Here is a 12,858-nt window from a genome sequence, read left to right as displayed (position 1 = left end):
GCGACGATGCTGCTGAACGCAAAGGATGGCGGCGCCATCGCGCAAGCTGCACAGGCGCTCGCCGCAGGCGATCTGGTCGCCTTTCCCACCGAGACGGTCTATGGTCTCGGTGCGCGCGCCGACGACGACGCAGCCGTGGCCAAGATTTTTGCTGCGAAAGGCCGGCCGGCGGATCATCCGCTGATCGTCCACGTGGCCACGCCTGAGGACGCGCTTGCATTTGCCAGTGAGTGGCCGACGGCAGCGCGCCGACTGACCAAAGCCTTGTGGCCCGGGCCGCTGACGGTCGTCGTGCCACGGCGGTCGGACATGGCATCAGCATCGGCAGGCGGGCAATCCAGCATCGGGCTGCGTTGTCCGGATCACCCAGTAGCCCAGGCGCTGTTGCGAGAGGCGAGCGCGCTCGGTGTCAAAGGCGTCGCCGCGCCGAGCGCTAACCGCTTCGGCCGCATCAGCCCCACGCATGCACGTCATGTGGTGGACGAATTGGGAGACCAACTCCTCGTGCTGGACGGTGGCGCCAGCCAGGGCGGTATCGAGTCGGCCATCGTCGATTGCTCCCGAGGGCATCCGGTCTTGCTGCGCCCGGGTTTGCTGACTCGCGGCCGCTTGGAGGCCATCGTCGGTGAAGCGGTGCTTGATCGCGATGACGCCGCACCACGTGCTTCCGGGACCCTGGAGGCGCACTACGCGCCCCGCGCCAAGCTGCGGCTGATGCCCGCGGCGATGCTGCGCGCGGCGCTGCAGGTTCTCGGCAATCCGGCCAAGGTGTCTGAACTGAAGCTGGCGGTATATTGCCGCACCGTGCCGCGAAGCGTGGCGGCGGGCGCCATCTACCGGCACATGCCCGCCGAGCCTGCGCCTGCAGCGCACGAATTGTTTTCAGTCTTGCGTGAACTGGATGACCAGAACGCGCATCTCATCTGGGTTGAAGAGCCTCCCGCCACTCCCGAGTGGGATGGCGTTCGAGACCGGCTGCAGCGCGCTGCAGCGGCTTGACGCTTCGGCCTTCTTCCCCTGCCCAAATCGATTTTTGGAGTGTTCATGAAGTTCAAGTTGGATGTGGTGCGCAGTGCCGTGATGGCTGCAGTGGTCGTGGCGATGCTGACGTCGTGCGGGGGCGGCACGCAGATCGAGGCTTTTGTGCCCAAGCGTGTGATCGCCTTTGGAGACGAAACGAGTGCCATCGAGTCGAGTTCTGACGGCCAGGGGCGCAAGTACACCGTCAACGGGGTCGAGTTCTTCACTGATACGTCTGTCAACCCCAGCGTCGTCATCCCGGTATCTCCGACGAAGATTACATGCGCCTCGAACGCCATCTGGGTGCAACAAATGGCTGCTGGTTTTGGCCTTCTGTTCCCGGAATGCGCTGGTAGTGCCACAACAGCCAATGGCGAGATGCGGGCTGCGAAGGGTGCCAAAGCGACGGAGCTCGGGGCTCAGATCGACTTGTTCACGGCCGGCAACAACGGCACTTTCGGCAGCAACGATCTGGTGACGGTGATGGCTGGCATGAACGACATCATCGAGCTGTACACATCGAACCAGCCCAGCCCGACGGCCAATTCGAGTGCCCTGATCGAAGCTGCCCGCCAAGCAGGGACCGAGGTCGGTGCTCAGGTGGTGCGCATCACTGACCGGGGCGCCAAGGTCATCGTCTCCACCATCCCTAACATGGGACTCTCTCCCTTTGCCGCTAAAGAAGAAGCGGCGAACCCCGGCGAAGGTCGCGCGGCTTTGCTCAGCACAATGAGTACCGAGTTCAACACTCGTTTACGCCTGAAGTTGCAAGACGTTCGCGATGGCGGCCGTGCGGTGGGCTTGATCCTCGCTGACGAACTGATCCTTTCCATGACGAACAATCCGTCTCTCTACGGCATCACCAATACCACTCAAGGGGCTTGCGGAACGACGACGGTGGAACAGCTTCTTCAATGCGATCAGACAACGACGCAGGATTCGAGTGCGGGCCTCACTTATGGTGCTGCGTGGCTGTGGGCCGATGACACACACCTGGGTCCGAACGCCCAGTCCCGTCTCGGATCGGCGGCCGAATCTCGCGCGCGCAACAACCCGTTCTGACAATTCTCTGAACGCCACCTGAACCAACAGCGCCGCGTCCCGGCGCTGCTTGCATTTAGAGCCTCACCTCGTCATGTCCAGGGGGTTTCCCCGCTGCCGGACTTTCGACGACAGAATCTATAGTGGCCTCCGGAAATAGAACGACCGTTCGTTCTTTCTAAGACTCATTGAAAGGTTGGCATGAAGTTCATTCGGTTCCTGGGCGTGGCGAGTGCCGTGTCGCTGTTGTTGGCAGCGTGCGGTGGCGGCGGTGATGGCGATCAGAGTTCGCGGGTTCACTACAGTGCCATGGTGTCGTTCGGCGACAGCCTGAGCGATGTCGGCACCTACGCCACAACGAACCTGAAGGTCGCGACGGGGGGCGGCAAGTACACCGTCAACGGCCCGTCCGGCAAGAACTGGACGGAGCTGGTGGCGGGCCAACTCGGAACCGGCGCCCCGTGTGCCGCACAGACGGGCCTCGAATCATCGGGGCCGCTCGTGGGCTTCGCCGAAGCCAGCGCAACCCACACCGGTTGCTATGGCTATGCACAAGGCGGCGCGCGCGTCACCAACCCGGTGGGCCCGGGCAACAAGGCGCTGATTGCTGCGGGTGACACCAGCGGCTATGTGGGCCAGCTCACCGTTCCGGTTGTGACGCAGATCAACAACCACCTGACCGCTGTCGGTGGCACGTTCAGCGGTACCGAGTTGGTGACGGTCATGGCGGGCGGCAACGACGTGTTCATCAACCTCGCTGCCGTGAGTGCGGGCCAAGCGACGCCGACGCAGGCCGTGACGGCCATGGGTCAGGCCGGAGGTGAGCTCGCGGCTTACATCAAGAACCTGATCGTGGCCAAGGGCGCGAAGCGCGTCGTGGTGGTCAACTTGCCCGACGTGAGCCAGACGCCGCTCGCCTATTCGCAGAGTGCGCAGGTGCAAGGCCTGATCAACACGATGACGACCACCTTCAACTCGCAATTGCATGCCGGTCTCGCCGATGTGTCGGGTGTTCTCGAGGTCGACGCCTACACGCAGGGCCGCGACCAAGTCGCGAACCCCGGCACCTACGGCCTGACCAACGTGACGACCCCGGCCTGCGACTTGACCAACGCGAACACGGCCAACACGAAGACGATGCCCTTCGCCAGTTCGCTGGTCTGCAGCACCAACACCTTGATCGCCGGCGACACCTCGCACTACGAGTTTGCTGACACCGTGCACCCCACGCCGTTCGCCTACCAACTGCTCGCGCAGTTCGTCACCAAACGCATGATCGAGTCCGGCTGGCTGTGAGCCGTCGGGCGTGAACTGAACATCTCAAGGACATTTCCATGACGCATGGCATCAAGACCTTCGCACTGGCCGCGATGACGCTGCTCGGCAGCTCGGCCGCACTGGCCCAATCGGCCGGTACCTGGATGGTGAAAGGCGGTTTCAACCGCATCGATCCACAGGTCAAGAGCAGTGATCTCTCGGCCCCCAGCTTGCCCAACAGCAAGATCGACGTGAAGGCGGCGAATTCAGCCATTCTCACCCTCGCCTACATGCTCACCGACGAAACCTCACTCGAGTTCTACGCCGGCCTGCCCTACAAGCACGATGTGGTCGGCGCGGGCGCGCTGTCGGGCGTGGGCAAGCTCGGTACGGTGAAGCAGGTGTCACCCACTCTGTTTGCGCAGTACCGTTTCTTGCCGGCCGCGTCGGTCTTCCGCCCGTACGTGGGTCTCGGCCTGACCTATGCCTACTTCTTTGACGAAGAAGGCTCGGGCACGCTGACGGCGCTCACCAACCCGGGCGGCCCGCCGACGAAGATGTCGGCCGACTCGGCCTTCGGCGTGTCGGCCCAGCTGGGTCTGACATTCAAGATCGACGAGCGCTGGTACCTCGACGCTGGCGTCATCAAGACCTACCTGAAGAACACGAACACCTTGTCGACAGGTCAGAGCATCGACACCAGGCTCGACCCGGTGTCGACTCACCTGTCGATTGGCTACAGGTTCTGAACGCTGTTCGCAGGCAGGCCCTTGCGGGCTCGCCTGCGGCGCCGGGTATCGATGGTGATCTTCATCACCAGAATGCTCGCTGCCATCAGCAGCGTGATGGTGTTGGCGAGAGTCATCGGCCATGAGTTCAGCAGCAGGCCATAAACAAGCCACAGCGCCACGCCCAGCGTGAAGGCGCTGTACATGCCGAGCGAGATGCCGCTCACGTCGCGTGTGCGGAAGGTGTGCCAAGCCTGCAGCGCGAACGAGCCGGTGGTCAGCGCTGCGGCAGAGTAGCCCAGCCATTCGGTGAGGTAGTTCATTGCTCAGTCTGCGTCGGGCTCGGGTGGCGAAGCCGGCAAGGGTGCCGACGCAGGCACCGGCGGCGGGGTGGGTGGCGGCATGGTGACGGGCTCTGGTGCGGTCGCCGGCGGCAACTCAGGCGGCAGTTCCGGCAGCGGAACAGGCGGCAACGGTGGCGCGACATCACTCGCGGCCCATTGCACCAGCGCCTCGAGTGCGGGCCGTGCCGCTGCCGCGTTTGGGTGGTTGATGATCCCCACCAACACATAGCGCCGCCCGCCGGCGCTCAGCACATAACCGGCCATGCCGGTCACGTCGCGCAGCGAGCCGGTTTTCAGGTGGGCACGCCCGGTGGCGCTGTTGCGCGAGCGGCGCATGGTGCCGTCGACGCCGGTCACCGGCAGCGAGCTCATCAGCTCGGGCATGACAGGTCCGGCGAAGGTGGAGCGCAGCATGCGTGACAGCAGTTGCGCGGTGACGCGCCCGTTGCGAGATAGGCCCGAGCCGTTGTCGATCACCGCACCGCGCGCATCGTCGCCATAGCGTTCGGCGAGCCACATGCTCATCATGTCGCGCGCCTGCTCGGGTGTGCCCGTGCCGCGCTGCATCAGCGCCAGCGTCAAGAACAGCTGCTGCGCCATCACGTTGTTGCTGAACTTGTTGATGTCCCTGATCATCTCGGCCAGCGGCGGCGAGCTCAGCTCGAAGCTCGGTGGGTCGCTTGGCGCGAGGCCATCGCGCACGCGGCCGACCAGCTTGCCGCCCATTTCTCGCCACAGCCCGGCGAGTGCACGGGCGTTGAAACTCTTCGGGTCGGCATAGGCCACGGGCCATTGCTTCTCGACACAGCTCGCGGCGTAGTGGCCGAGAAAGCGGATGCGCAGCGGGTCGGTGAAATCGGGCCGCAGCGCGCCACGCCAGTCGTCGCACACGCCGTTGGACAAGGGCACGCTCAGGTCGACGCGCACGCCCGACAGCGGGGGCTCGCTCGAGACGATGGCGATGCCTCGCGCCACGTCGGGCGTGAAGGTCAGCAGCACCGATTTGTAGTTGAGCAGCAGCGCATCAGGCCCGACGTTCGACGGACGATAGGGTTCGTTGTCGAACTCCGCGGCGTCATGGGGTGGCAGACTGAAGGCGCTGCGGTCGAGCACGATGTCGCCCCGGATTTCGCGCACGCCCAGCTGCTGCACACGGCGCAGCAGCAGCCACAGGCGCTCTTGCACGAACCGTGGGTCGCCTGTGCCCTTGATCACCAGGTTGCCTTCCAGCACGCCGTTCAGCGTGGTCCCCTGGATCCACACCGGCGTGGTCCAGCTCCAGGCCGGCCCAAGCAGATCGAGCGCCGCCGTGGTCGTCACCAGCTTCATCAGCGATGCCGGGTTCATCGGCTGTTGAGGTTGCCAGGCCAGGCGCGGCGCGCTGGCGCCGACTTCATGCACGACGGCCACCATCGATTCGCGCGGGACGCCGGCACGCTGCAGGGCGGTCTCGACCTCGAAGGGCAGCGGGGCCGGCGCGGCAGTCGCAACGGCGGCCTGTATGAGCAAAACGGCAGCGGCAAGGCCGCGCAGAAACAAGGCAAACGACATGGGGGAATGATCGCACGCAGGCCGTCGGGCGATGGTCGGCCGGTAGACTTCGGGCATGGCGTATTTGCTGGCGTTCGACACCTCCACCGAAGCGATGAGCATCGCCCTGCAATCACCGCAGGGCCTGCTCGTGCGCGAGGCCGTCGGTGGCGCACAAGCCTCGGCACGGCTGATTCCCGACATCCTGGCTCTGCTGGACGAAGCCAGTTGCACGCTGGCGCAGCTCGATGCCATTGCATTCGGCTGTGGGCCTGGCGCCTTCACCGGCCTGCGCACGGCCTGCTCGGTGGCGCAAGGCCTGGCCTTCGGTGCGAACAAGCCGGTCCTCGCGGTGGACAGCCTGCTGCTGGTCGCGCAGGACGCACACAGCCAATTGCCGGACGCAGCCTCGCTCGACGTCTGGGTCGCGATGGACGCGCGCATGGACGAGATCTACGCCGGCGCTTACCGCTGCCAGGGCGGGCGCTGGACGGTGCAGAGCGCGCCGGCCCTGTACGCCGTCGAGGCTCTCAATGAACGTTGGAAAGCCGAACCGCCGACGGTTGTCGCAGGCTCCGCGCTCGATGCTTTCGGTGATCGACTGAACACGCGTGCTGCCAAGCGCCTGCCTCAAACGCGCTCGCGGGCCGAAGCGCTGATGCAGGTCGCACAACAACTGTGGACCGATGGTGCTGCCGTGGACGCCGCCCATGCGCTGCCGGTCTACCTGCGCGACAAGGTGGCGCAGACGACCGTCGAGCGCGAGGCCATCCGGCTTGCCAAGGAGGCGTTGTCGTGATGCATCGTCAGATGTGGCGGGACGAGCGCTGGGCCGCTCCCAAGCCGGCCCGCAGCCCCTTGGGGGATCGCCCAACGTACTCGTTGGACGAGGGGTGGTCATGAGTGCCGTGCTGCGCGATGAGCGGCTGCTGTTGCCGATGACGGTGAAGCAGCTCGACGCTTTGCTCGCGATCGAGCAGCAGGCCTACGCCTTTCCGTGGACGCGCGGCAACTTCATCGATTCGCTCGCCGCCGGCTACCCCTCGCAGGTGTTGTACGGCCGGCAAGGTGAACTGCTCGGCTACTTCATCGCGATGGAAGGCGTGGACGAATTGCACCTGCTCAACATCACCGTGACCCCGGGCGCCTGGGGTCAGGGCCACGCGCGCTTCATGCTCGACGAGCTGTGTGTTCTCGCCCGTGCGCGCAAGGCGCAGCAGATCTGGCTCGAGGTGCGCGAGAGCAACGCGCGCGCACGTGCGGTCTATGAGCGCTACGGCTTCAAGCACATCGGGTTGCGCCGAGGCTACTACCCTGCTGCGCGCCACACCCATGCGAGCGGGCGCGAAGACGCGGTGGTGATGAGCCTGGTGTTGACGGGAGCGCGTGATGGGATGGAGTGAACGCCAGGTCGCGATGCTGGACGAGATGGGCATCCGCGTCTGGAGCCCGGCCGAGGCGGCGCTGCCCGTGGAGCCTGCACCTCCAGCGCGGCTGATGGCTGCCGAGACGCCAGCCCCCGCAGCTACGCGCGAGGCGCCGGTGGCCGTGTTGCAAGCCGAGCCCGGCTCGCGCCCGCTGCACCTCGACACCATGGACTGGCCCGAACTGCGCGAAGCAGTCTCCGGTTGCACCGCCTGCAAGCTGTGCACCGGCCGCAAGCAGACGGTGTTCGGCGTGGGCAACGAGCGCGCGCACTGGATGATCGTCGGCGAGGCACCCGGCGAGCAGGAAGATCTGAAGGGCGAACCCTTCGTCGGCAAGTCGGGCCAGCTGCTCGACAACATGCTGCGTGCCGTGGGTCTCACGCGCGGCGAGGCGCCGGCCGATCAGCAGGTCTACATCGCCAACACCGTGAAGTGCCGCCCCCCCGGCAACCGCAACCCCGAGCCGGCCGAGCTCGCGCAATGCGAGCCTTTTCTTATCCGCCAGATCGCGTTGGTGCAGCCGCGCATGATCCTCGCGATGGGGCGCTTCGCGGTGCAAAGCCTGTTGCGCAGCACCGAGCCGATCGGCCGCTTGCGTGGGCGTGTGCACCAGTACCAGGGCGTGCCGTTGGTGGTGACGTATCACCCAGCCTACCTGCTGCGCAACCCGGAAGACAAGTCCCGCTCCTGGGACGATCTCTGCCTCGCGAAAGAAGCGTTGCAGCCGCGCTAACGGAGCCGCGGCAGGGTGCCCGGTATCATGGGCGACACACGGCCCTGCTTGCGAGCGACCCGCCCTCCATGATCCAACTGCCCTCCATGCGCGACAGCGATCTGCCTGACGCAGACACCCTGCCTTGCATGCTGGTGTGGTTGTCGACCGACGGCGTCGTGCTGCGTACCAACCGCGCGTTCGCCGAGTTCACCGGCGTTTCGCACACCACTGACGCCGGTCTCAAGCTGCCGACCCTGCTGAGCGCCGACTCGGCAACGGCTCTCTCCACCAGCCTGCAGGGGCAGCGCGACTTCACGCTCAACCTGCGCATGCCGCGTTCGCGCAGCTCGTCGTGGGCCGACGCGTGGCTCGATTGCAGCGCGCGCTGGCTGCCATCACATGGTTGCTATCTGTGCGCGGTCCACGACATGACGGAGGCCCGGCTGGCTGAGTTGTCGGCACGCGGCCGTGCCGACCAGTTCCAGCTGCTGGCCGACAACCTGCCGGTGCTGATCTCGTATTTCGAAGCCGGAACCTTCCGCTGCCTGTTCGCCAACAAGCTGTACGCGCAGACCTTCGGCTTCGACGAGCGTTCGGTGATCGGGCGCACCTTCGCGCAGATCATCGGCGAAGAGGCGGCCGCGGCCATCCAGCCCTACGTCGACTACCTGCTGTCGGAGCACAAGCCCACGTCGTACGAACGCGAATTGCGCGGTGCCGACGGCCGGCGCCTGTGGCTCGAAGTGAACCTGATTCCCCACCTCGCGCCCGACGGCACGCTGATCGCCGCCTTCGTGCTGATCACCGATATCAGCAAGCACCGCCTGGCCGAGCAATCGGTGCGTGAATCCGAAGAGCGCCTCAGCAAGTTCATGCAGGCCAGCGTCGAAGGCATCCTCTTTCACAAGGACGGTTGCCTCACCGATGCCAACGAACCGCTGTGCGAGCTGGTCGGCTATACACACGACGAATTGATCGGCCGGCAGATCTTCGACTTCGTGCCGGCGGACCAGGTGACCCGCATCGCCACCACCATGCAGGCCGGTGAAGAAACGGCCTACGAAAGCGTCGTGCTGCACAAGGACGGCCGCCGCCTGCCAGTCGAGTTCATCGTGCGCACCATCGAGCGCCACGGCGAGCGCATGCGCATGAGCATCGTGCGCGACATCCGCGACCGCCATGCTGCGCAGGCGCACATCCGGCACATGGCGCACAACGATGCGTTGACCGGCCTGCCCAACCGGCTGAGCCTGATGGAGCACCTAGGCCACATGATCGCGACCGCGCGCCGCGACGATTCGCAGGTGGCGCTGCTCTTCATCGACCTCGACCACTTCAAGCGAGTCAACGACTCGCTGGGCCACCTGGTCGGCGACACGCTGCTGCAGACGATCGCGCGGCGCATCACCGAAAGCCTGCGCACCACCGACGTGGTGGCGCGCTTCGGTGGTGACGAGTTCATCGTGCTGCTGCCACGCACGCTGCAGCGCATGGACGTGGAAGAAGTGGCGCAGAAGCTGCTCACCGCGATCGAGGTGCCGGTGAATGCCGACGGGCGGCTGATCTCGGTCACGCCGTCGATCGGCATGTCGATGTTCCCGCACGACGGCGAGACGGCCGACGACCTCATCAAGAACGCCGACACCGCGATGTACCTCGCCAAGTCGCGGGGGCGTGCCAACTTCCAGTTCTTCACGCCCGAGATGGCGAGCTCGGCCTATGACGCGCTGGTGCTCGAAAGCCAGATGGCGCAGGCGCTGGCGCGTGGCGAGTTCGTGCTGCACTTTCAGCCGCAGGTGCGTGCGAGCGACGGCGTGCTGGTCGGCGCCGAAGCGCTGATCCGCTGGAATCACCCCGAGCGCGGGCTGCTGTTGCCCGACGCCTTCATCACGCTGGCCGAGCAGCAGCGGCTCATGTTGCCCATCGGGCAGTGGGTGTTACGCGAAGCGGCCCGCTGCGCGCGTCAGTGGCATGCCGATGGCTTGGTGAACGTGCCGGTGGCGGTCAACCTGTCGAGTGTGCAGTTCCAGACCAGCGGCTTCACCGCGCTGATCGAGCAGCTGCTCGCCGAAGAAGGCGTGACCGGCGATTTGCTCGAGCTCGAACTTACCGAGCGCATGCTGATGGACGACCTGCCCGAGGTGAAGCGCAAGCTGCGCGAGCTGAAGGACCTGGGAATCCGCATCTCGGTCGACGATTTCGGCACCGGCTACTCGTCGCTCGCTCACTTGAAAGAGCTGCCGATCGACAAGATGAAGATCGACCGCTCGTTCGTGCTGGGTCTGCCGACCGAAAGCGATTCGGCTGCCATCGCCCGGGCGATCGTGCAGATGGCCCGTGGCCTCGGGCTGTCAGTGATTGCCGAAGGTGTCGAGACCGAAGCGCAACGCGCCTTCCTCAAGCGGCTCGATTGCGATGAGCTGCAAGGCCTCTTGATCAGCCAACCGCTGACCTTGGCCGAATTCCAGGACTGGGTGGCTGCCCGGCGCTGAGGCGAGGGTGGGAAGACGCGAGAACGCGGGACCCCTCAGCGCTTCTTGACCGGCCGCGTCCAGCCGGCGATCGACATCTGCTTGCCGCGCGCCACCGCCAGTTCGCCTGCCGCCACGTTCTTGCTGATGGTCGAGCCGCCGCCGATGGTGGCGCCGTCGCCGATGGTGATGGGGGCGATCAGCACCGTGTTACTGCCCACGTGCACGTCGTTGCCGATCACCGTGCGGTGCTTGTTGGCGCCGTCGTAGTTGGCAGTGATGCTGCCAGCGCCGTAGTTGACCCGCTCGCCGACCGTGGTGTCGCCCAGGTAGGCCAGGTGGTTGGCCTTGGCGCCCTTGGCCAGCGTGGAGTTCTTCACCTCGACGAAGTTGCCGATGTGCACGTCTTCCGCCAGGTCGGCCCCCGGCCGAAGGCGGGCGAACGGGCCGATCAGCGAACCGGCGCCGACCTTCACGCCTTGCGTGTCGCCATCGATGTGCGTGAAGGGGTGGATCACCGCGTTGTCGGCAATGCGGGCGTTGCGGACCACGCAGTGCGCGCCGATGCGCACGTCGTTGCCCAGCACCACCTGGCCCTCGAAGATGCAGCCGACGTCGATCTCGACATCGCTGCCGCAATGCAGCTCGCCGCGCACGTCGAAGCGCGCCGGGTCGGCCAGGCGCACGCCTGCTTCCATGAAGCGATCGGCCAGCGTTCGCTGCAGGCGCCTCTCCAGGTCGGCGAGCTGCGCCGGGCTGTTCACGCCCAGCACCTCGGCCTCGCTCGCGGGTTGCGCTGCCACCACCGGCGTGCCGTCGGCCACGGCCATCGCGACGATGTCGGTCAGGTAGTACTCGCCCTGGGTGTTGTCGTTCTTCAACCCAGCGAGCCAGCGCTTCAGCGCGGCCGTGGGCACGGCCATGATGCCGGTGTAGATCTCGCGGATCTGGCGTTGCTCGGCGCTCGCATCCTTGTGCTCGACGATGGCGCGCACGGCGTCACCTTGCCGCACGATGCGGCCATAGCCGCTCGGGTCGGCAAGCTCGATGGTCAGCAGCGCGAGCTTGCTGCCGCCGCAGGCGTCGACCAGGGCACGGGCCGTGGCGGCGGTGATCAGCGGCACGTCGCCGTTCAGGATCAGCGTGGTGCCTTCGGCGTGCAGCGCCGGCACGGCCTGCTGCACGGCATGGCCGGTGCCCAGTTGCGGCATCTGGCGCACGAACTTGAGCTTCGGCGCCTGCACCGCGGCCTCGACCTGCTCGGCGCCATGGCCGGTGATGGTGATGATGCGGTCAGCGCCCAGCGATGCCGCCGTTTGCAGCACATGCTGCAATAAACTGCGACCGGCCAACGTATGCAGTACCTTGGGCAGTCTGGATTTCATGCGGGTGCCTTTGCCCGCGGCCATGATCACGATGTCGAGCGCCATGCAACGTCCTTTTTGGAGTTCATTGATTATCGGTTCGGCGCTGGTCATGGCCAGCCTGTTGTCCGGCTGCGGCGCCACGCGGTTTCTCTACGGCCAGGCGCCCGAACTCAGCTTCTGGTGGCTCGACGGCTACGTCGACTTCAACGAAGCGCAGACCCCCCGGGCACGCGAGGTCATCAACGACTGGTTCCGCTGGCACCGCGCCACCCAGCTGCCCGACTACGCGCAGTTCCTGGCCCGGCTCCAGCCGCAGGCGCTGGAGCGCGTGTCACCTGGCCAGGTATGCCGCCTCTATGACGAGGCCTGGGGCCGCCTCGACCCGATGCTCGAGCGCGCGCTGCCCATGGCGGTGGAGACGGTGCAAAGCCTCACGCTGCAGCAGATCACCCACATCGAGCGCAAGTACGCCAAGGTCAACAAGGAGTTTCGCGCCGACTATCTGCAGAGCGACCTTGAAGAGCGGCTGAAGAAATCGGTCGACCGCGCCGTCGACCGCGCCGAGATGCTGTACGGCAGCCTGGACGATGCCCAGCACGAGATGCTGGCCAAGGGCGTGGCTGCGTCGCCTTTCGATCCGCAGCTGTGGCTGGGCGAGCGCATGCTGCGCCAGCAGGACGCATTGAAGACGCTGCGCCGCCTGGTCACGGAACATTCGCCACCCGACCAGACACTGGCGGCGCTGCGGGTGCTGGTGCAGCACGTGCAGCGCTCGCCGCGCGAGGTCTACACCAGCTACCAGGCTCGCTTGTACGAGTACAACTGCAACCTCGCGGCGCAGCTGCACAACAGCACCAGCCGCGAGCAGCGGCTCGCGGCGGTGAAGAAGCTCAAGTCGTGGGAAGAAGACGCCCGCTCACTCGCGGCTGACGCCCGTTAGCCCGGCCCGAGACAGCTG

12 protein-coding genes are annotated in these 12,858 nt (G+C 65.9%); 9 read left to right on the top strand and 3 right to left on the bottom strand.

Translation table 11 applies throughout. The annotated features are described in order from the left end of the window. Positions 1-6: 6 nt before the first annotated feature. From AC1DYS_RS26795 to AC1DYS_RS26780, 4 genes are all read left to right on the top strand, one after another. A complete protein-coding gene (locus AC1DYS_RS26795) occupies positions 7-999 on the top strand; it encodes an L-threonylcarbamoyladenylate synthase (protein ID WP_477904612.1) in 993 nt (330 codons plus the stop codon). Between the two features lie 45 nt (positions 1,000-1,044). Continuing rightward, on the top strand, positions 1,045-2,082 hold the full coding sequence (locus AC1DYS_RS26790; protein ID WP_477904611.1) for an SGNH/GDSL hydrolase family protein: 1,038 nt from the start codon (positions 1,045-1,047) through the stop codon (positions 2,080-2,082). Positions 2,083-2,262: 180 nt separating this feature from the next. Beyond that, positions 2,263-3,357 carry an SGNH/GDSL hydrolase family protein gene (locus tag AC1DYS_RS26785; RefSeq protein WP_477904610.1) on the top strand — a complete coding sequence of 365 codons (1,095 nt, stop codon included), beginning with the start codon at positions 2,263-2,265 and terminating at the stop codon, positions 3,355-3,357. Between the two features lie 38 nt (positions 3,358-3,395). After that, the gene (locus tag AC1DYS_RS26780) at positions 3,396-4,067 is read left to right on the top strand and encodes an OmpW/AlkL family protein (protein WP_477904609.1); all 672 of its coding nucleotides are present in this window, start codon (positions 3,396-3,398) and stop codon (positions 4,065-4,067) included. Here the strand turns inward: AC1DYS_RS26780 and AC1DYS_RS26775 are convergent. Continuing rightward, positions 4,055-4,369 (bottom strand): SemiSWEET transporter, encoded by a 315-nt coding sequence (locus tag AC1DYS_RS26775; RefSeq protein ID WP_477904608.1) that lies wholly within the window; start codon positions 4,367-4,369, stop codon positions 4,055-4,057. The two genes, AC1DYS_RS26780 and AC1DYS_RS26775, sit on opposite strands and share 13 nt — an antisense overlap. A 3-nt stretch (positions 4,370-4,372) precedes the next feature. Further along, the gene (gene dacB, locus AC1DYS_RS26770; RefSeq protein ID WP_477904607.1) at positions 4,373-5,941 is read right to left on the bottom strand and encodes a D-alanyl-D-alanine carboxypeptidase/D-alanyl-D-alanine endopeptidase; all 1,569 of its coding nucleotides are present in this window, start codon (positions 5,939-5,941) and stop codon (positions 4,373-4,375) included. 55 nt (positions 5,942-5,996) lie between these two features. Here dacB and tsaB point away from each other — a divergent pair, with 55 nt between their 5' ends. The 4 genes from tsaB to AC1DYS_RS26750 all read left to right on the top strand — a co-directional run bounded on the left by tsaB (position 5,997) and on the right by AC1DYS_RS26750 (position 10,554). Beyond that, the gene (gene tsaB / locus AC1DYS_RS26765) at positions 5,997-6,719 is read left to right on the top strand and encodes a tRNA (adenosine(37)-N6)-threonylcarbamoyltransferase complex dimerization subunit type 1 TsaB (protein WP_477904606.1); all 723 of its coding nucleotides are present in this window, start codon (positions 5,997-5,999) and stop codon (positions 6,717-6,719) included. 100 nt (positions 6,720-6,819) lie between these two features. Further along, positions 6,820-7,323: a ribosomal protein S18-alanine N-acetyltransferase gene (rimI, locus tag AC1DYS_RS26760; RefSeq protein ID WP_477904605.1), complete on the top strand. Its 504-nt coding sequence runs from the start codon at positions 6,820-6,822 to the stop codon at positions 7,321-7,323. Further along, positions 7,310-8,080, top strand: a complete 771-nt coding sequence (locus AC1DYS_RS26755; RefSeq protein WP_477904604.1) for a uracil-DNA glycosylase — start codon at positions 7,310-7,312, stop codon at positions 8,078-8,080. The genes rimI and AC1DYS_RS26755 overlap by 14 nt, the downstream gene beginning before the upstream one ends. Positions 8,081-8,148: 68 nt before the next feature. Next, entirely contained in the window at positions 8,149-10,554 is a 2,406-nt protein-coding gene (locus AC1DYS_RS26750; RefSeq protein ID WP_477904603.1) for a putative bifunctional diguanylate cyclase/phosphodiesterase, read from the top strand. Between the two features lie 35 nt (positions 10,555-10,589). Here AC1DYS_RS26750 and glmU read toward each other — a convergent pair whose 3' ends face one another. Next, complete coding sequence (glmU, locus tag AC1DYS_RS26745; RefSeq protein ID WP_477904602.1) at positions 10,590-11,963, bottom strand: bifunctional UDP-N-acetylglucosamine diphosphorylase/glucosamine-1-phosphate N-acetyltransferase GlmU; 1,374 nt, start codon at positions 11,961-11,963, stop codon at positions 10,590-10,592. On the opposite strand from glmU, the gene AC1DYS_RS26740 reads away from it, so the two are divergent. Beyond that, a complete protein-coding gene (locus AC1DYS_RS26740) occupies positions 11,962-12,840 on the top strand; it encodes a DUF6279 family lipoprotein (protein ID WP_477904601.1) in 879 nt (292 codons plus the stop codon). The two genes, glmU and AC1DYS_RS26740, sit on opposite strands and share 2 nt — an antisense overlap. The last annotated feature ends 18 nt before the right edge of the window (positions 12,841-12,858 follow it).

The sequence above is a fragment of the Rhizobacter sp. P2_G4 genome (assembly GCF_056403575.1).
Note: the sequence above shows the minus strand (reverse complement) of the source record. Positions and strands in the feature narration are given on the sequence as shown.